Origin of the sequence: Phyllobacterium sp. YR531, assembly GCF_000282595.1 — a bacterium.
Classification (GTDB): Bacteria; Pseudomonadota; Alphaproteobacteria; order Rhizobiales; family Rhizobiaceae; genus Phyllobacterium.
The window spans coordinates 459,954-478,434 of record NZ_AKIZ01000016.1; the positions used below are offsets into that span (position 1 = coordinate 459,954).

Sequence of the window (18,481 nt, forward strand, 5' to 3'; positions counted from 1 at the left end):
GCTGCATAGTGAGGACAGTGGCGAGCACCGGCCTCAAGTCCATTATCATTGTGCCTTAAATAAGATTGCTATGAAAGGCCTTCAAGCGCGTCATCCCCGACTCATACAGCATGACCAAAGCAGGAAGCGCTGCAATTTTTACGAAGCCGGCAAATTATCGAAATATCACATCCGAATTATCCACAACCAACAGATTTATGCTGAAAACGACACATTTATTCTTAGCCGGAACATATTTTTTTCGCTTTTTGAATGATATCTTATATTAATAAATTGCAATCAAACTAAGCATGGTTGCTATTCCGGTTCTTCCAACACGTCAGGATTTTAGCAAGTGAACGGTTCCGCAATTTTGTTGCATTTGGCAGGCGCAGTAGCGCTCCTGCTTTGGGCAACACGTATGGTTCGAACAGGCGTTGAGCGCGCCTATGGAGAGCGCATGCGTCAGAGCCTTCGCGGCGTCCTGCATAATCCGGTTCTGGCTGTTCTTTGGGGCCTGATGCTGTCGATTGCATTGCAAAGCTCTACGGCAGTCAGTCTGCTTGTCGGATCATTCGTCGGTTCAGGCATTGTCAGCGGCATTGCCGGCTTGATGGCAGTGCGCGGGGCCGAAGTCGGATCGGCTCTTGTTGTCAAGATACTCAGCTTTGACCTCACCCTGCTCGTGCCCCTTTGCCTTGTGGCCGGCACTGTAATTTTCATGTCCACGGAACGCAGCAACTGGCGGCAGATCGGACGCATTCTGGTCGGTATCGGCCTCCTCGTGCTGTCGCTTGAAATGACTGGTCAAGCGACTGAGCCTCTGCGTAACAGTGACCTGCTCCCTGTTATTGTTGGTTATCTGAACACTGACCCTGTAACTGCATTCCTGCTTGCAGCGATCATGACATGGCTGTTCCATTCGAGTATTGCGGCCGTGCTTCTGCTGGTAACGTTTGCCTCACGCGGCCTTATCCAGCCAGAACTCGGGATCGTCATGATCTTCGGTGTCAACCTTGGTTCGTCCTTCATCGCCCCAATGCTGACCCGATCAGCTGCTCCGCAAGCGCGCATTGTACCTATGGGCAATCTTTTGATGCGTGGAGCAGGCTCGATTGTAATCCTGATCCTTTTCATGACATTCAAACCATCCGTTGCCTTCCTTGGTTCGACACCTGCGGATCAGGTCATCAACGGCCATATTCTGTTCAATGTTATCATTCTTCTGGCAGGCGTCCCGCTTTCAGCACTTGTTCTGCGCGTTACGAAAGCAGTTGTTGCTCTCAATGTGCCAATCGAACAGGCTCCATCATTGGCTCAAGCGGAACTCAGCGCACTGGATGAAAGCGTTCTGGATACGCCAAGCCTCGCATTGGCCAATGCGACTCGCGAAACTGTGCGGGTTTGCGAAACTGTCGAAATCATGCTTCGCGGCGTCATCGGGCTGTATGAGAACCCTGAGCAGGATCGCATCAACCAATTGTCAATGCTTGATGATAAGGTTGATCGCAAGCATGCAGCAATCAAACTTTATCTCGCTAAGCTGACGACGAAAAAACTTACTGATTTTGAGGTAGCGCGTGCGCAGGAATTGCTTGGTGCATGTGTGAAGCTGGAACAGGTAGGCGACATCATCGTCCGTAACATGCTTGCGCTGGTTCAGAAAAAAATGGATCGCAAGCTGAAGTTTACAGACGAAGGCTGGCTGGAACTCAGCAACTTCCATGCGAAGGTTCTGGTCAACGCCCGTATGGCGTTTAATGTGCTCGTATCCCGCGATCGGGAAACAGCGCATCAGCTGGTCCTTGAAAAGGATCACCTGCGCGACCTGGAAAAGCAGAGCAGCCAGCGCCACTTCAGTAGACTACGCGAAGGCACTGTCCGGAGCCTTGAAACCAGCTCTATCCATCTGGATACCATAAGAGATCTGAAGCAGATCAATTCACTTTTGGCTTCGATGGCTTACCCGGTATTGGAAGAACAGGGTTTGTTGAACACTACTCGTTTGCGCGCATTGCACAGCTGAGCTGCATCAACGCCTATCAATAGTTGCGATGAATATGGGTGTTTGAACCGATAAACGCGCCCATGGCCGAGCCGATCAAAACGCCGAGCAGCATGTTGCCCATTACGGTTTCGCCGATACCTGCGCCAATTGAAAGCCCTGCAAGTATTCCGATAATTGTAGACCAGCTATGTTCTTTCATATCAGCCTCCATTTTTGTTAACCATAAACGTGCATCGGGTCATTTCGGTTCCATTTGCTTGCAAGCGCGGGAATTCACACCATTATGATCTTGCGATTTTCGAGCATGAGGACGGTTAATGGTTGATTCAAACGAAGTAACGGAGAACCTTCACGATACCGAAAGGACACTGCTCCACCACCTGCGCGCTGTTCGTCGCAAGATCAGGACCCATAAACTGGCAGAAATGGACGGCCAACTCACACGCGGTCAAAGGATTGCGGATAGTGTTGCGGCGACTATGGGATCGTGGAGCTTTATCATCATCCAGACCACTATACTGTTCTTCTGGATCCTGTTGAATGTCACCGCCTACGTGCGCGAGTGGGACCCCTACCCCTTTATCCTCTTGAATCTGGCGCTTTCTTTTCAGGCTGCCTATGCCGCCCCATTTATCATGATGAGCCAGAACCGGCAGCAGGATATAGACCGGAAAGAGGCCGCCAATGATTACAAGATCAACATTAAGGCGGAACTCGAAATCGAGCTTCTTCACGAGAAGATCGAATTGTTGCATCGGAAGATTGATGAGTTGTGCGAACGGGAAGTCGTGCATTTGAGGAAGGAAGTACGGGACCTTCAACCTCGCAAACCCAAGCTTGATAAAACCTGAAACAAAAAAGGACCGCTGCGGGAGGAGGTGCAGCGGTCCTGATTGTAAATGTACCGCGGGAGGAGGTGCAGTACATTCGGCGTTGGGATATCTGGGAGGAAAGAGCCCAACAACCCAAAGATAGCAAAGCCTACTTTTTTCTCTACCGTCAATAATGCATAATACCTATGCAAATAGTTGCATGCATTCTCCCGATAGTTGCACCCGAAGCTTTGGCCTGCTACTCGGAACGCAACACCAAGGTCCCGTTTGGAGCAGCATAATGGGTGCACAGAAAACCTCGGACAAATAAGCCGCAGCAACTTCCATTGTTGTTGCGGCGACCTGTCGGACCAATCCTATCGTTTTGATCACGGGCAGACGCCGCCAAATGAATTCATTTTGCGGACATATAATCATGCCTATCAAACAACAAATCTGGGCTTATTCGCTCCCGGCAACTCTCTTGCTGATGGCGCCATTCGACATTCTGGCTTCGCTCGGGATGGACATCTATCTCCCCGTCGTACCATCGATGCCTGATATTTTGGAAACCACTCCCAACATCGTTCAACTTTCACTTAGCCTTTACATGATCCTTCTGGGCCTTGGACAGATCATCTTCGGGCCCCTGTCCGATCGTATAGGCCGACGACCCGTGCTGATTGCTGGAGCTTTGCTCTTCGTCGCAGCATCGTTTTGCCTTGCCACATCGTCAACAGCATTGCCCTTTCTGTTGTTCCGGGTGCTCCAGGCAATTGGCGCATCCGCAGCAATGGTGGCAACCTTCGCAACGGTGCGCGATGTTTACGGCGAACGCCCGGAAAGCACCATCATTTACGGCCTGTTCACTTCAATGCTCGCTTTTGTACCGGCGCTTGGACCTATTGCCGGGGCCTTAATTGGGGATGTTCTTGGATGGAGAGCTATTTTCGTGGCACTGGGTGGACTGGGCGCACTGGCGACACTCCGGGCTGCGTTTCTCTGGCATGAGACTTTTCCCGCAAACATCAGCACTCAACGGAGATCCTTCATCCCGATTCTTCGCAATACGGCATTCTGGACCTATACATTTGGCTTCAGCGCAGCGATGGGGGCATTTTTTGTGTTCTTCTCAACAGCACCCCGAATACTTATCGGCAAGGCAAATTACTCTGAGCTGCAGTTCAGCCTGACCTTTGCCACTGTTGCAGTCGCGATGATAATAACCAGCCGCTCTGCCAAATGGTTTGTCGCCAAATGGGGCACAAAGGGATGCCTGATCAGAGGTATGCTGACAATGTTGGGAGGCGCTGCAATCCTTGCCATATGCCAGCTTGCAGCAGCCCCATACTTTGCAAGCCTTGTAATACCGATGTGGATCATAGCTGCCGGTATCGTGTTAACCGGATCAGTCACCGCCAATGGTGCGCTTGCCGACTTCGCTGATATGGCTGGCTCGGCAGTGGCTTTTTACTTCTGCATTCAAAGCCTGATTACTGGACTGGCAGGAACCGGAGCGGTGATTCTGTTTGATGGCAGCACAGTCTGGCCATTGGTTGCCTATTGTACAGCATTGCCCGCTATCGTCCTGCTGGCAGTAGCGCTGGGCAGTAAACCACAAAAAATCCGATAGCCGGGATAAAGAAGGGCGAAAGACCTCTCAGTCTTTCGCCCTTCTGACTTATTCCGTCAGCTGCATGGACAGCAGACGTTACCGTTATTGCAGTATTTCTTTTACAATCCCGCTGGCCTTGCTGAAGTCCATCTGCCCGGCATATTTTTCTTTCAACGCATTCATGCACTTACCCATGTCGCGCAGCCCACCGGCCCCGATTTCGCCGATTACCTGTGTGCAGGCACTGCGTATGTCGGATTCGCAAAACTGTTTCGGCATGAAATCGCGAATGATCTCGATTTCCTCACGTTCCTGCTCTGCCAGTTCGAGTCGATTGCCTTCTTCATAAATCTTGGCTGATTCTTCGCGCTGCTTGATCATCTTGGCTAGAATCATGCTGATCTCGTCGCCGCTGACCGGATCTTTTCCGATTCCACGATTAACGATGTCACGATCTTTTATGGCTGCCATGATCAGGCGCAGCGTTGAAACGCGGCGTTTATCCTGAGATTTAATAGCTGTATTCAGTGCCCCGGCGATTGTATCGCGCATGGCCGTATTCTCCTGTTATGCATGCACACTAGTCATGGCTTCGAACGAAATCAATAATGGCCGCCATGTCATCCACGACATGAATTACCACCAAGTGCTCGTCTTGCAATTGACCGGAGGCGTTGCTTTGTTTATGGACTGGGACTTAGCCAGACATTTTTATTGTTGCTGCGGTGGATGATTATCAACCATCGCGCTCAGCCACGTCATATGGAATACTTGAAGGCATTTTTCAATGCCTCTCGTTTTTCACTGCGACGCAAGCTCATTTCAGGAGTACCGCATGACCGCCACATCTATAGAAGCAGGCACGCAAGCCAAGACTGCGGGTTGGTCCGAAATCAAACCTACAGCTTTGCTCGTATTGGCAGACGGTACCGTGATCGAGGGTAAGGGCCTTGGCGCTTCAGGTATTTGCGAAGCGGAAGTCTGCTTCAACACGGCTCTCACAGGATATGAGGAAATCCTGACTGATCCCTCATACGCCGGCCAGATCGTCACATTTACTTTCCCGCATATTGGCAATGTCGGCGCGAACAAGGAAGACATTGAAGACCTGACCCCGGCAAATAGGGCTGGCGCGGTCGGTGCAGTATTCAAAGCCGACATTACTTCTCCTTCGAGCTATCGCTCGGCAGATCATCTGGATGCATGGTTGAAGGCACGCGGCGTCATCGCCTTAGCGGGTGTAGACACCCGCGCTCTGACAGCGCTCATCCGTGAAAAGGGCATGCCAAATGCGGTTATCGCCCATGATCCGGATGGCAAATTTGATGTGCCGGCATTGAAAGCACGTGCTGCTGCATGGCACGGCCTGCTCAATCTCGACCTTGCCAAGGACGTTACATCCGGACAAAGCTCAGTCTGGACTGAAAAACCTTGGATATGGAACGAAGGTTTTGCTGAACAGTCTGCACCGGAATTTCACGTGGTCGCCATTGACTATGGCATCAAACGCAACATTCTGCGTCTCATTGCGGGCCTTGGTGCAAAGATTACAATTCTTCCCGCTACTGCAACTGCAGAAGATGTCCTGGCCTACAAGCCAGACGGGATTTTCCTGTCCAACGGCCCTGGCGATCCCGCTGCAACAGGCAAATATGCGGTTCCGGCAATCAAGGAGTTGATCAAAACAGACATTCCGGTATTTGGCATTTGTCTCGGGCATCAAATGCTTGCATTGGCACTTGGTGGCGACACCAAGAAGATGCATCAGGGTCATCACGGCGCAAATCATCCGGTACGGGATGACACAACAGGCAAGGTTGAGATTGTCTCGATGAACCACGGCTTTGCGGTTGATGCAGCGTCCTTCCCCGAAGGCGTCGAAGAAACACACGTCTCACTGTTTGATGGCAGCAATTGCGGTCTGCGCGTTACTGGCCGCCCGGTATTCTCGGTCCAGCATCATCCGGAAGCTTCTCCGGGTCCTCAGGATTCCCACTACCTTTTCCGCCGGTTCTTTAATTTGATCCGGCAGAAGAAGGGCATGGAGCTTTTGTCCGAACGCGATCACGCCGCCTAGGCGACGTCTTGTCCTGAACTGGCCTTCAGGATTGCGAACCATTGCTGGCGATCAAGCTCTATATCAAGAGCGGTCGCCATGGTCGTCAGTCGATCAATTTTCAGGCTTCCAAGAACGGGGATAAGCTTGGCAGGGTGGCGTAGCAGCCAAGCAATGGCGACCGCCGAAATATCTGCATTGCCCAGTTCTGCCGCGACTTCACTCAAAGCTTTGCGCACGCGCAATTCCTGAGCACCCTCACCTGTAAAAAGGCTGCCGCCGCCAAGAGGCGACCAGATCATAGGCGGGTACTTCAATCGCTGCGCGTGATCGAGACTGCCGTCCGTTAATGGCGCGACATGCATGGTCGATAGTTCAATCTGGTTGGTAACCAGCGGAAATGGTAGTCGTGATGCAAGAAGATCAAACTGCCAGGGCAGGAAGTTTGAAACGCCTACAGCCCGCACCTTTCCTGCTTTGACCGCATCTTCAAGTCCTCGGGCGGTGTCGTCTGCATCCATCAAGGGATCAGGACGATGGATGAGCAGCACATCGATGTAATCGGTGCCCAGATTTTTTAGCGAGCGTTCCACGGAGGTCCGTATGTGCGCCGCACTTGTATCGTAGTGCTTCACGCGATTTGTCGGACGAGCATCCGTTGTCAGCATGATGTCGCACTTGGTAATCAGCTCGATCGCATCGCGCTTACCGCGCCACCGCTTCAATCCAGCGCCGAAAACCTCTTCCACACCATAATTACCGTAGATATCCGCATGGTCGAAACTCGTCAGGCCGATACTGATTGCTCCTTCAATCAGCTTGGCAACGCTGTCCGCATCTGGCCTATCAGGGCCACTCAGAAGACGCCATGCCCCGAGAACCAATCGGGAGAGGCTGAGATTGTCATGACCTAGTGGGATACGGTTTTCATACGGCATATGGATTTCCTGTAAATGGCTGCACCATTGTTTTAGTCTGAATCCGATACGTAAAACAACGACATGCCGATATTGATTGACAAGCCAAATGGAAGTTGTACCTTTTGGAACAGAGTTTACCGATAGGTACAATTTGGAGATGTCGCATGTCCGAACAACGCCCACCTCTTCCGCCTTTTACGCGGGAGACCGCAATGCAAAAGGTCCGCGCCGCCGAAGACGGCTGGAACGGCCGCAATGCCGAACGCGTGGCACTGGCTTACACGCCAGATTCATATTGGCGCAACAGATCGACATTTCTGCGTGGACGCGCTGAAATCATCGCTTTTCTGCAGGCAAAATGGAATCGGGAGCTAGATTACCGCCTCATCAAGGAACTCTGGGCATTCTCAGAAAACCGGATCGCCGTGCGGTTCGCCTATGAGTATCACGACGATTCGGGCAACTGGTTCCGTGCCTACGGCAATGAAAACTGGGAGTTCGATGAAAACGGGCTTATGCAGAAACGCTTTGCTTCCATCAATGATCTCCCAATCAAAGAGACGGAGCGGAAGTTCTTTTGGGATCAAACTGGGCCACGTCCCACGGACCATCCGGGATTATCGGATCTCGGACTATAAATCGTATGGCAAAAACAATTGCCGAGCGTTCTGACATTATCCCTGTTCTTGCGGAAATTTTTCGGGAGCACGGTTTTGAAGGAGCCAGTCTTTCAGTGATCACCGAGAAAACCGGGCTTGGCAAGGGCAGTCTTTACCACTTCTTTCCCGGCGGCAAAGCCGAGATGGCGCAGGCTGTTCTGACCGAAATCGACAGTTGGTTTGAGGAAAAGATTTACCGGCCTTTGCGTGAAGCGGAAGACCCTGCATCTGCCATTCGGTCAACCTGTCGCGCTGTAGCGGATTATTTCAATTCCGGCCGCCGTATTTGTCTCGTGGGCGCTTTTGCTCTCGATAATGTCCGCGACCGGTTTGCTTCTCAGATCAATGGCTACTTTGCTTCTTGGATAACTGCACTGAGCAGCGCTTTGCAAAGGCTCGGGCACAATGTTGAAGCGGCGATGACCCTTGCCGAGGAAGCTGTTATCGCCGTTCAGGGAGCTTTGGTTATAGCGCGAGCACTCAACGACTCTGCCTTATTCGAGCGCGCCATGACGCGCATAGAAAAACAGCTGACCAATTAGCCACCAGAGCCTTCTGCCAAAACTCCCGGCGTTAATGCGCCGTCAATGCCGGGTGCAGGTTTCTCCACCCGGAAAACAAAGACCAGCAAAGCGATCAGAAGAAATATGCCGCCCAGCAGATAAGGTGCGCCACTGAATATGACCGATGCTCCAGGCGCTGTGAAGACTGCAAACATCTGCGTAAAGATCAGCGGTCCGATGATATTTGTTATGCTGAACATGCTTGTCAGAGCACCTTGCAATTCGCCCTGCTCCGAAGATGAAACTTTGGCTGAAGCAATACTGCGCATGGCCGGATCAGCCAAACTTTCAAGACAAGTGCCGATAATCACGGCATAGACCATCCATCCTTGCCACGCCCCGGCATAACCGAAAAAGCCAAGCATCGTAAAAACAAGCCCGATGACGGCAGTTCGCCATTCCCCCACTTTCGCGACCACGCGAGGCAGGATGAAGCCCATGACCAGCGCCCCGCCCATGCCAAACACGCTGAGTGAAAGCCCGATATCAGCTTCGCTCCATCCATAACGATAGCTTCCGACGTAAGACCATACGGAAGGATAGGCCATATGTCCGAGCGTGAGCATGAAAAACACCAGCGCAATCCAGCCAATACCTTTGTAATTGCGTATCTGTTTAACAGCCCCAAATGGATTGGCGCGCTTCAGGTCGAATGTGCGTCGGTCTTTGACTTCCAATGTTTCTGGAAGGAAGAAATAAGCGACCACGAAATTGAGAAAGGCGATCAAGGCTGCGCCGTAGAACGGTACACGTGGCCCGAACTCTCCGAGCAACCCGCCGATGATCGGACCAAGAACAAACCCCACGCCAAATGCAATGCCAAGCAAACCGAAGTTTTTGGCACGGTTTTCATCGGTACTCACGTCGGCAATATAGGCGGAAGCCGTCGAAAAACTGGCGCCGCTAATGCCCGCTAGTACGCGGCCAATGAACAGCATTCCAAAACTCGTCGCCAATGCACAGATGAGATTATCGATAGCAAAAGTCAGAACCGAGGCCAAAAGTACCGGGCGACGGCCAAAGCGATCACTTAGATTGCCTATCAATGGCGCAAAGATGAACTGCATCGCGGCATAGACAAACAGCAGCCAGCCACCATCGATAGCAGCTTCGCTGACACTGGCTCCAGTCAGTTCTTCAAGATAAGCCGGCAGAACCGGCACGATGATCGCAATGCCGATCACATCCAGAAGCAACATGACGAAAACGAGCTTGAGCCCGCGTTTTGCTGAAACAGGGTCGATCATTGGGCACTCGCGATAGGAGAAGTTGACCGCTATTTTCGCGGAAATCGGTGATAATCGATAAATTCAGGCGAAACAATACGAGAACACCATCAGAAAGTATGTCCTGACGCTAAGAAAATTGACCAAAACAGAATTTCTCCTGCCACATACTGACAAGATCATTGGGCGTAATGGGTAGGAATAGCCGTTGTTGCCTTTAGCGTCTCCATTGAGACCGATGCGGAGATGTCGAAAAACTCGACCTTCTCGACCAGCGTTTTGTAGATTTCATCATAGGCTTCGACACGCGGTAAAACGAGCTTCAATATATAGTCGATGGTGCCTGTCATGCGGTGCACTTCGACGATTTCAGGAATGTCGTTGATTGCGGTACGAAATTGCTCAAGCCATTCTGCGGAATGACGGGCCGTACGAACAATGACAAACATTGTAGTGGGCAATCCTGCAAGTGGCCGATCCAGCAAAGCTACACGCCGCTTGATATAGCCATCCTCCTCCAGACGCTGGATACGCCGTGAGCATGCCGAGATGGAAAGGCTGACGCGATCAGCAAGATCGGAAACGCTTAGGGAAGCGTTTTCTTGCAACATATCGAGAATCTTTCGGTCACGATCGTCTATCATATAGAAGTCCAAACAAATTTTCAGCTTTTAACATAAAGTATACGCTCTATTTTTGCGCAACCACAATCAAATTCTGCAAACTATGCGAACACATTGTGCGCCACATTCGTTATTATCCAGCCAACGAAACGAGGGACACGAAATGCGCACTATCGGATTGATCGGCGGAATGAGCTGGGAGAGCACTGCGATCTATTATCGCCAGATTAACGAGGAAGTCCGCACCCAGCTTGGTGGCCTTTCATCCGCTAAAATCGCTCTTCAATCCCTGGATTTTTCCGAAGTCGTTGCACTGCAGAAAAGCAATCGCTGGAACGATGCCGCTGCACTTCTGTCAGACGCCGCTCGCCGCCTTGAAGCGGCTGGAGCCGATTGTGTTTTGATCTGCACCAACACCATGCATCTCGTTGCAGACGAGGTCGCCGCTGCCGTCAGTATCCCGCTTATCGATATCAGGCACGAGACTGGCCGCGTCCTGTCTGATGCCGGCAAGAAGCGCCCGCTCCTTCTGGCAACGCGCTATACAATGGAGCATGGGTTTTACGCAGACTATCTGCGCGATCAGTTTCAGATAGAGCTGGCAGTACCTAACGAAATCGACCGAGCCAAAGTCCACTCGGTCATTTTCGACGAACTTTGCTGTGGCATCGTTACTGATGACTCACGCCATGCCTTGGAGAAGATCGTCGTGCGCGGCAAAGAAGCCGGTGCTGACAGCGTTATTCTGGGCTGCACGGAGATTTGCCTCTCGCTTACAGACGATAATCTGGCATTGCCTGTCTATGACTCGACAGCCATACACTCGCGCGCAGCTGTAAATTACGCGCTTGGCCATAAGGTCGAGAGCAGGCGGGACGCGGTTTAACGCGTCCCTCTCACGTTAAATGCTACCGCTGAATGTATCGCAGTTGTCCAGCTTGCCGCTGTCGAAACCACGCTTGAACCATTTGCTGCGCTGAGCAGATGTCCCGTGATTGAAACTCTCGGGTACAACATACCCTTGGGTTTTGCGCTGCATCGTGTCGTCACCGATCTGCTGGGCAGCATTCAATGCTTCGTCCAGATCACCAACGTCAAGAATGCCTTTCTGCTCGGTGAAATGCCCCCAGATACCGGCGAAGCAATCCGCCTGCAGCTCAACGCGGACAGACATCGCATTGGCATCCGCTTCGCTCATGTTCTGGCGCATCTGGTTAAACTTAGGCAATACACCGATCAAGTTCTGAACATGGTGGCCAACCTCATGCGCAAGCACATAAGCTTGCGCGAAATCACCCGACGCCCCGAATTTCTGGTCCAGCTCATCATAAAAGCTCAGATCGATATAGAGCTTCCTGTCGCCAGGGCAGTAAAATGGTCCTGAAGCAGCGCTGGCAAAACCGCATGCAGAGCGGACCTGATCACTGAACAACACCATTGTCGGCGCGGGATATGTCTGTCCTTCGGCTTTGAAAATACCGCTCCAGACGTCTTCCGTTTCAGCAAGAACCGTCTTGGCGAACTGCGTCGTCTCATCATTGTTTTTGACAGTGTTATCGCTCTGGGTCTGGCCCGGCACCAATTGCCCGCCGCCTGAATCCACCAATATCTGCATCGGATCGATATTTGTGCAGAACTTCAAAAACAGAAAGATTGCCGCGAGAATGATAATGCCGGAAAATCCGCCACCACGCGCCGTCCGAAGGCCGGAGCCGCCGGGTAAACGAAACCCGCCACCACCCGGAAAACCACCGCCGCCGCCTTCGCCGCGTTGATCCTCAACATTGTCGCTCTGTCTACGCCCCTGCCAACGCATGTTCCGTCTCCCGATCGCTTGCCGATCCAAACCGGCTGATACGCTGTATGCACAACACTATTATGCAGCATTTGTTTCATGCGCGATGTTATTTTTCAACTTGCTGCCGTGCCCTGACACACATCAACTTTTGCGATGGATTATTAACAGCGTCCTTGGAGGGGCAAACACAGCGTTAAAACCGTCTTAAAAAGCACAAACGGCACTTTTTTGGGGTTACGCAAAGCGTTTCCTTTGCCTATAAGGCAGCCTTAGCCTCGCATTTGAATTTCAAGTAGCTGCCCGTACGGTAAAACCGTGCGGTTTTTTGTGCAGACCGCTAATAGGGAACCGAACATGCCAAAACGCACCGACATCAAATCTATTCTGATTATCGGCGCTGGCCCGATCATTATCGGTCAGGCATGCGAGTTCGACTATTCCGGCACACAAGCCTGTAAAGCATTGAAAGAGGAAGGCTACCGCGTCATTCTCGTCAACTCCAATCCGGCAACGATCATGACGGACCCGGAACTGGCTGACGCCACCTATATCGAACCCATCACACCAGAAGTCGTTGCCAAGATCATCGCCAAGGAACGCCCTGACGCTCTGCTGCCAACCATGGGCGGCCAGACTGCGCTCAACACTGCTTTGTCACTGCGCCGCATGGGTGTGCTTGATCGTTACAATGTTGAGATGATCGGTGCGAATGCCGAAGCCATCGACAAGGCGGAAGATCGCGCATTGTTTCGCGAAGCCATGGCCAAAATTGGCCTTGAAACGCCTAAATCAATGCTGGCCAATGCTACGGAAGTCAAAGACCTCGACCGTAAACTGCATCAGGAACAGCGTGATTCCGTCAACGCAAACTACACCGGTCCAGAACTCGACGCCGCATTGGACAAGCTGGAAACCGAATGGCAACTCGGCGAAGGTGATCGCAAGCAGCGCTATGTTTCCCATGCACTTGGCATGGCTGGCGCTGCACTGGATCATGTTGGCCTGCCAGCCATTATCCGCCCCTCCTTCACCATGGGCGGCACGGGCGGCGGCATCGCTTATAACCGTACAGAGTTTTACGAGATCATTGGCAGTGGTCTCGATGCATCGCCAACCACCGAAGTCCTGATCGAAGAATCCGTTCTTGGCTGGAAGGAATATGAGATGGAAGTCGTTCGCGACAAGGCGGACAATTGCATCATCATCTGTTCCATCGAAAACATTGATCCGATGGGCGTGCATACCGGCGATTCCATCACTGTCGCGCCTGCTTTGACGCTGACGGATAAAGAATACCAGATCATGCGCAACGCATCGATTGCAGTGCTGCGCGAGATCGGCGTTGAAACCGGCGGCTCTAACGTGCAGTTCGCCGTTAATCCGGAAAACGGTCGTCTGATCGTCATCGAAATGAACCCGCGTGTATCACGTTCTTCTGCGCTTGCATCAAAAGCAACGGGCTTCCCGATTGCCAAAATCGCAGCCAAGCTCGCCGTTGGTTACACACTGGACGAACTCGACAACGACATCACAGGCGGCGCTACACCCGCTTCGTTCGAACCGTCCATCGATTATGTCGTCACCAAAATCCCACGCTTTGCCTTCGAGAAATTCCCGGGTGCAGAGCCTACATTGACCACCGCCATGAAGTCGGTCGGTGAAGTGATGGCTATTGGCCGGACATTCAAAGAGTCGCTGCAGAAAGCACTGCGCGGGCTGGAGACCGGCCTTACCGGGCTTGATGAAATCACCATTCCCGGTATTGGCGAAGGTAATGACAACAATGCCATTCGTGCTGCTATCGGTACGCCTACGCCTGACCGCTTGCGTATGGTCGGTCAGGCATTGCGTCTCGGTTTGACTGTCGAAGAAGTGCACGAGGGCTGCAAGATCGACCCTTGGTTCCTTGAACAGATGGCTGAGATCATTGCCACAGAGGAGCGCGTGCGCGAACACGGGTTGCCACAAGACGCGCAAAACCTGCGCTTGCTCAAGGGCATGGGCTTTTCTGACGCACGTCTCGCCAGTCTGGCAAAAATCGAACCAGGTGAAGTGACCAAACTACGCAACAAGCTCGATGTGCATCCAGTGTTCAAGCGCATTGATACATGCGCTGCTGAATTCGCGTCACCCACGGCTTACATGTATTCGACATACGAAGTCCCATTTGCTGGTGCGCTGGTTTCCGAAGCCCAGATTTCCGATCGCAAAAAGGTTGTCATTCTCGGCGGCGGACCAAACCGTATCGGCCAAGGCATCGAGTTCGATTATTGCTGCTGCCATGCTGCCTTCGCTTTGCGCGATGCTGGCTATGAAGCCATCATGATCAACTGCAATCCTGAGACTGTCTCGACCGATTATGACACGTCGGATCGCCTGTACTTCGAACCACTCACGGCAGAAGACGTGCTTGAAATCCTGCGCGCCGAGCAGACAGCGGGAACGCTGCATGGCGTGATCGTGCAATTCGGCGGCCAAACGCCACTGAAACTTGCTGATGCTCTTGAAAAGGCTGGCATTCCCATCCTCGGAACCTCGCCCGATGCGATCGACCTTGCTGAAGATCGTGATCGCTTCCAGAAACTGCTGATTAAACTGGATCTGACACAGCCTAAGAACGGCATTGCCTATTCTGTCGAGCAGGCGCGCACCATTGCCGGAGAGTTGGGCTTCCCGCTCGTCGTGCGCCCTTCTTATGTTCTTGGCGGTCGCGCCATGCAGATTATCCACGGCGAGCGCGGCTTGCAGAACTACCTGCTGGACACTGTCCCTGAGCTTGTACCGGAAGATATCAAACAGAAATATCCAAACGACAAGACCGGTCAGATCAATACACTGCTTGGCAAAAATCCGCTGTTGTTTGATCGCTACCTGACTGAAGCCATTGAGGTTGACGTCGACTGCCTTTGCGATGGCAAGGACACTTGGATTTCCGGCATCATGGAGCACATCGAAGAAGCTGGCATCCATTCCGGAGACAGCGCCTGCTCACTGCCTGTTCACTCGCTCTCGGCGGAAACCGTGGCTGATCTTGAGAAGGAAACTGCAGCTCTCGCCAAATCACTCAACGTGGTTGGACTGATGAACGTGCAGTATGCCATCAAGGATGGCACAATATATGTGCTCGAAGTTAACCCACGCGCTTCGCGTACTGTACCCTTTGTTGCCAAGACCATTGGCACGCCGATTGCCAAGGTTGCAGCCCGCATCATGGCAGGCGAAACCCTTGAACAGGCTTTGGCGCACTACGGCGGCAAGCCTTCAAACAGTGGTCGCAAACATATCGCAGTCAAAGAAGCCGTATTCCCGTTTGCCCGCTTCCCCGGCGTGGACACGTTGCTCGGACCTGAAATGCGCTCGACAGGTGAAGTCATGGGTCTCGACTATGACTATGCCCTTGCCTTCGCAAAAGCACAGCTGGGAGCGGGTGTTGATCTTCCTCGTGATGGTACGCTGTTCGTATCTGTACGCGACGAGGACAAGCAGCGCATTCTCGCCCCTGTGAAGCGGCTTGCGGAACTTGGTTTCAAGATTTTGGCTACAGGGGGCACAGCACGCTTCCTTGGCGAAAATGGTGTTGCGGCACAGAAGATCAATAAGGTTCAGGAGGGCCGTCCTCACGTAGAAGACGCCATCCGCAACCGTCAGGTGCAATTGGTGTTCAACACCACAGACAGCGCCAAGGCGATCTCGGACTCAAAGTCGCTGCGCCGAGCTACCTTGATGCAAAAAGTGCCATACTACACCACGCTTTCAGGCGCTGATGCTGTTGCTGAGGCAATTGCAGCACTCAAGGCTGGCTCGCTGGAAGTACGGCCTCTCCAGGATTATTTCGCCTGATTTCAGGCGGCTTCGAAAAACGGAGCGCCTAAACGCCTTGCAGCCCCTCCTCCTCCAGCCCATGGCCGGAGGGGTCGCTAACAAAGTGCAGCACTTTCGAAAAGACATGCTCGTTCTTTTCTTCACGCCCGATATGAACCACGGTGGATTTGGCAAGGTGTTCTCGCAGCACCGCCACCACCCGGTCGTAAGCCTCGGCTTCCATCGCATCCAGCGCCTCATCGATAACAACCCAATCCGGCTTGTGCAGCATCAGCCGCGCAAATGCGAGTGATTGCTGTTCGTCATCGCTCAACTCACGATCCCAACGCGCACTGAAATCCAGCATGCTTTCCAGACGTTTCAGGCCAAGCTCATGCAGCGCTCCCACCAATTGCTTGTCTGTAAAGCCGTCTTTTCCCAAAGGATAGGACATCGCCTCGCGCAAACTGCCCGGCGGAAAATATGGCAGGCGTGGCATGTAGATTATGGTTTTATTCGCCGGCAAGGTCACCGTACCAGCACCCCAAGGCCAAAGGCCGGCGACCGCACGAAACAGCAGGGTTCTGTCGATACCCACTTCACTCGTAATAAGTACACGGTCACCCTCTTTGATCACGGCATGCTTTTCTTTCAAGCGTACCGTGGCGCGGGGAGCAGTGATTTTGAGTGAATCGAGGATAATCTGATCCACATCTGACTCTGCAAACTTGATACGCTGCTCAACGCTGTTCATGGCATCGGTTGCCTGAACTGCCTGCCGGAAAGACGTCACGCGCAACAGGGTTGCGCGCCAATCCGCAATTGCCCCGAAATTGTTGACGAACCATTTCAACGCATCATGAACCTGATTGAACGCGCCAATGGCCATCATCAACCCACCAAATGACAGGTTACCAGCGAAATAGACCGGCGCAGCAACAAGGATCGGCGCGACAATGGTGATCCACCCATAGCCAGAGGTTACCCATGTCAATTGCGTCAAAGCGGTTACGAGCAAGCGTATGGATGCAAGCAGGCTATCAACATCGAAGCCGAGCCGCCGGTTTTCGTCCGCCTCGCCGCGATAGAGAGAGATCGCATCAATGTGCTCGTTCACACGCATCAATGAGAAGCGCAGTTCCGATTCTTTCTGATAGCGATCGGCATTGTATTTGATGAGTTTGCGCCCAACGAGCCAGCTCAGCCAGGATGCGAGGGTCGCATACAGGATCGCAGCCCAGACCATGTAGCCGGGGATCGAAAAACTATAACCATAGACGTTGAATACAAAGCCACTCGAAAGTGCCCATAGCACGCCAACAAAGCTGACCATCAGGATCGTCGATTGCAGCAGGCCAAATCCCAGATCGGTCGACATTTCCGCAAGATGCCGTGCATCTTCGTGCAAGCGCTGATCGGGATTAACGCCAATAGGTCCGGAATTGGAAAGCTTGAATGCCCGACGGGGCACAAGCCACTCGCCGATCAGGTCGCGCGTGAGACCTTCACGCAGTTTCAGGCGGGTCATCTGATTGAGCCATGTCTGGCCCACACTCAAGACCAGAAGTACGGCCGCAATCCCAAAGAACACCATCAACTGGTCAAGGAAGGCCGGGAAATCACGGCGCGACAGTGCATCGTAAAACGGCACGTTCCAGCGATTGAGCAGCACCTGCCCCACGGACGTCAGGATGATGATGCCGAACACACCGGAGATGAACAATATCAAGCGGTTGCGGACCGGCGAGTTCCAGTAAATATCCACGATAACGCCAAGCTGGGCCAAGAGCCCTGCCTGTACTTCACCAGCGACGGAGGTTGCTGGCACTTTTCTGGGTTTCTGCTTCGCCATTAGGCTCCCCCGTCGAAGACCGTGATTCGGCACGAACACTCTAACATTTACTTTTTGAAACTACGCATCGGCATACCCGGCTTTTGTCGCGAAGTGTATAATGATGGTTTGTACACGCAACGGGCGACTGGAAAAGCTCCAAAAGCCCCATTTGAAAACGGCTTGTTTTGCCAGAAATTCTGTCATATGTATTTCGCATCGATTTTATCGGTCGAGTGACTTTGCGACCTGCGTAACCTGTTGCGCTTCCTGACGAACTCCATTGCATAGGTTCGATTCCCTGGGCCGCATATGTGCATGCTGCCTGTTTTATATATCTGAAAGGAACTTCCCATGGCTTCGGGAACAGTGAAATGGTTCAACGGCACTAAGGGTTACGGTTTCATCCAGCCCGATACTGGTGGTGCAGATGTTTTTGTCCATATTTCCGCTGTTGAGCGTGCAGGTTTGCGCGGTCTCAATGATGGTCAGAAGGTCAACTACGAAATCGTACAGGACCGTCGTTCGGGCAAGTCGTCCGCAGACAACCTTAGCGTCGAAGGCTGATAGCCGCATACGGGAATCGTCTG

At 52.5% G+C, this 18,481-nt stretch carries 16 protein-coding genes; 9 read left to right on the forward strand and 7 right to left on the reverse strand.

The genetic code is table 11. The annotated features are described in order from the left end of the window. The first annotated feature begins 334 nt into the window (after window positions 1-334). Window positions 335-2,005, forward strand: coding sequence for a Na/Pi cotransporter family protein (locus PMI41_RS09500; RefSeq protein WP_008124145.1), 1,671 nt, complete (start codon window positions 335-337; stop codon window positions 2,003-2,005). Between the two features lie 16 nt (window positions 2,006-2,021). Here the strand turns inward: PMI41_RS09500 and PMI41_RS25020 are convergent, their stop codons facing one another. Further along, entirely contained in the window at window positions 2,022-2,186 is a 165-nt protein-coding gene (locus PMI41_RS25020) for a hypothetical protein (protein ID WP_008124146.1), read from the reverse strand. 118 nt (window positions 2,187-2,304) lie between these two features. Between PMI41_RS25020 and PMI41_RS09505 the strand changes: the two genes are divergently transcribed. Then, window positions 2,305-2,838: a DUF1003 domain-containing protein gene (locus PMI41_RS09505; RefSeq protein WP_008124147.1), complete on the forward strand. Its 534-nt coding sequence runs from the start codon at window positions 2,305-2,307 to the stop codon at window positions 2,836-2,838. Window positions 2,839-3,235: 397 nt separating this feature from the next. Continuing rightward, complete coding sequence (gene cml / locus PMI41_RS09510) at window positions 3,236-4,432, forward strand: CmlA/FloR family chloramphenicol efflux MFS transporter (protein WP_008124148.1); 1,197 nt, start codon at window positions 3,236-3,238, stop codon at window positions 4,430-4,432. An 84-nt stretch (window positions 4,433-4,516) separates the two neighbouring features. Here cml and PMI41_RS09515 read toward each other — a convergent pair whose 3' ends face one another. Continuing rightward, window positions 4,517-4,966: a GatB/YqeY domain-containing protein gene (locus PMI41_RS09515; RefSeq protein WP_008124149.1), complete on the reverse strand. Its 450-nt coding sequence runs from the start codon at window positions 4,964-4,966 to the stop codon at window positions 4,517-4,519. A 283-nt stretch (window positions 4,967-5,249) separates the two neighbouring features. Between PMI41_RS09515 and carA the strand changes: the two genes are divergently transcribed. Further along, window positions 5,250-6,491, forward strand: a complete 1,242-nt coding sequence (gene carA, locus PMI41_RS09520) for a glutamine-hydrolyzing carbamoyl-phosphate synthase small subunit (RefSeq protein ID WP_008124151.1) — start codon at window positions 5,250-5,252, stop codon at window positions 6,489-6,491. Here the strand turns inward: carA and PMI41_RS09525 are convergent. Next, window positions 6,488-7,408 carry an aldo/keto reductase gene (locus tag PMI41_RS09525; RefSeq protein WP_008124153.1) on the reverse strand — a complete coding sequence of 307 codons (921 nt, stop codon included), beginning with the start codon at window positions 7,406-7,408 and terminating at the stop codon, window positions 6,488-6,490. The two genes, carA and PMI41_RS09525, sit on opposite strands and share 4 nt — an antisense overlap. Before the next feature lie 146 nt (window positions 7,409-7,554). Between PMI41_RS09525 and PMI41_RS09530 the strand changes: the two genes are divergently transcribed. Further along, window positions 7,555-8,028 carry a nuclear transport factor 2 family protein gene (locus PMI41_RS09530; RefSeq protein ID WP_008124155.1) on the forward strand — a complete coding sequence of 158 codons (474 nt, stop codon included), beginning with the start codon at window positions 7,555-7,557 and terminating at the stop codon, window positions 8,026-8,028. Between the two features lie 5 nt (window positions 8,029-8,033). Next, complete coding sequence (locus PMI41_RS09535; RefSeq protein ID WP_008124157.1) at window positions 8,034-8,591, forward strand: TetR/AcrR family transcriptional regulator; 558 nt, start codon at window positions 8,034-8,036, stop codon at window positions 8,589-8,591. On the opposite strand, the gene PMI41_RS09540 is transcribed toward PMI41_RS09535, so the two are convergent. Then, entirely contained in the window at window positions 8,588-9,859 is a 1,272-nt protein-coding gene (locus PMI41_RS09540) for a tetracycline resistance MFS efflux pump (protein WP_008124158.1), read from the reverse strand. The genes PMI41_RS09535 and PMI41_RS09540 overlap by 4 nt on opposite strands. Before the next feature lie 158 nt (window positions 9,860-10,017). Further along, window positions 10,018-10,482, reverse strand: coding sequence for an Lrp/AsnC family transcriptional regulator (locus PMI41_RS09545; protein ID WP_008124159.1), 465 nt, complete (start codon window positions 10,480-10,482; stop codon window positions 10,018-10,020). A gap of 142 nt (window positions 10,483-10,624) precedes the next feature. Here PMI41_RS09545 and PMI41_RS09550 point away from each other — a divergent pair, with 142 nt between their 5' ends. Continuing rightward, complete coding sequence (locus PMI41_RS09550) at window positions 10,625-11,347, forward strand: aspartate/glutamate racemase family protein (RefSeq protein ID WP_008124160.1); 723 nt, start codon at window positions 10,625-10,627, stop codon at window positions 11,345-11,347. 15 nt (window positions 11,348-11,362) lie between these two features. Here the strand turns inward: PMI41_RS09550 and PMI41_RS09555 are convergent, their stop codons facing one another. Beyond that, window positions 11,363-12,277 (reverse strand): neutral zinc metallopeptidase, encoded by a 915-nt coding sequence (locus tag PMI41_RS09555; RefSeq protein WP_008124161.1) that lies wholly within the window; start codon window positions 12,275-12,277, stop codon window positions 11,363-11,365. 336 nt (window positions 12,278-12,613) lie between these two features. On the opposite strand from PMI41_RS09555, the gene carB reads away from it, so the two are divergent. After that, window positions 12,614-16,099 (forward strand): carbamoyl-phosphate synthase large subunit, encoded by a 3,486-nt coding sequence (carB, locus tag PMI41_RS09560; RefSeq protein ID WP_008124162.1) that lies wholly within the window; start codon window positions 12,614-12,616, stop codon window positions 16,097-16,099. A 28-nt stretch (window positions 16,100-16,127) separates the two neighbouring features. On the opposite strand, the gene PMI41_RS09565 is transcribed toward carB, so the two are convergent. After that, a complete protein-coding gene (locus tag PMI41_RS09565; protein ID WP_008124163.1) occupies window positions 16,128-17,912 on the reverse strand; it encodes an ABC transporter ATP-binding protein/permease in 1,785 nt (594 codons plus the stop codon). 333 nt (window positions 17,913-18,245) lie between these two features. Here PMI41_RS09565 and PMI41_RS09570 point away from each other — a divergent pair, with 333 nt between their 5' ends. Next, window positions 18,246-18,458, forward strand: a complete 213-nt coding sequence (locus tag PMI41_RS09570) for a cold-shock protein (protein ID WP_008124164.1) — start codon at window positions 18,246-18,248, stop codon at window positions 18,456-18,458. Window positions 18,459-18,481 lie beyond the last annotated feature (23 nt).

Bases quoted from the DNA above. Each gene is read 5' to 3' on its own strand.
- PMI41_RS25020 (WP_008124146.1), bottom strand. From the start codon at position 2,186: ATGAAAGAACATAGCTGGTCTACAATTATCGGAATACTTGCAGGGCTT.
- PMI41_RS09505 (WP_008124147.1), top strand. From the start codon at position 2,305: ATGGTTGATTCAAACGAAGTAACGGAGAACCTTCACGATACCGAAAGG.
- cml (WP_008124148.1), top strand. From the start codon at position 3,236: ATGCCTATCAAACAACAAATCTGGGCTTATTCGCTCCCGGCAACTCTC.
- PMI41_RS09515 (WP_008124149.1), bottom strand. From the start codon at position 4,966: ATGCGCGATACAATCGCCGGGGCACTGAATACAGCTATTAAATCTCAG.
- carA (WP_008124151.1), top strand. From the start codon at position 5,250: ATGACCGCCACATCTATAGAAGCAGGCACGCAAGCCAAGACTGCGGGT.
- PMI41_RS09525 (WP_008124153.1), bottom strand. From the start codon at position 7,408: ATGCCGTATGAAAACCGTATCCCACTAGGTCATGACAATCTCAGCCTC.
- PMI41_RS09530 (WP_008124155.1), top strand. From the start codon at position 7,555: ATGTCCGAACAACGCCCACCTCTTCCGCCTTTTACGCGGGAGACCGCA.
- PMI41_RS09535 (WP_008124157.1), top strand. From the start codon at position 8,034: ATGGCAAAAACAATTGCCGAGCGTTCTGACATTATCCCTGTTCTTGCG.
- PMI41_RS09540 (WP_008124158.1), bottom strand. From the start codon at position 9,859: ATGATCGACCCTGTTTCAGCAAAACGCGGGCTCAAGCTCGTTTTCGTC.
- PMI41_RS09545 (WP_008124159.1), bottom strand. From the start codon at position 10,482: ATGATAGACGATCGTGACCGAAAGATTCTCGATATGTTGCAAGAAAAC.
- PMI41_RS09550 (WP_008124160.1), top strand. From the start codon at position 10,625: ATGCGCACTATCGGATTGATCGGCGGAATGAGCTGGGAGAGCACTGCG.
- PMI41_RS09555 (WP_008124161.1), bottom strand. From the start codon at position 12,277: ATGCGTTGGCAGGGGCGTAGACAGAGCGACAATGTTGAGGATCAACGC.
- carB (WP_008124162.1), top strand. From the start codon at position 12,614: ATGCCAAAACGCACCGACATCAAATCTATTCTGATTATCGGCGCTGGC.
- PMI41_RS09565 (WP_008124163.1), bottom strand. From the start codon at position 17,912: ATGGCGAAGCAGAAACCCAGAAAAGTGCCAGCAACCTCCGTCGCTGGT.
- PMI41_RS09570 (WP_008124164.1), top strand. From the start codon at position 18,246: ATGGCTTCGGGAACAGTGAAATGGTTCAACGGCACTAAGGGTTACGGT.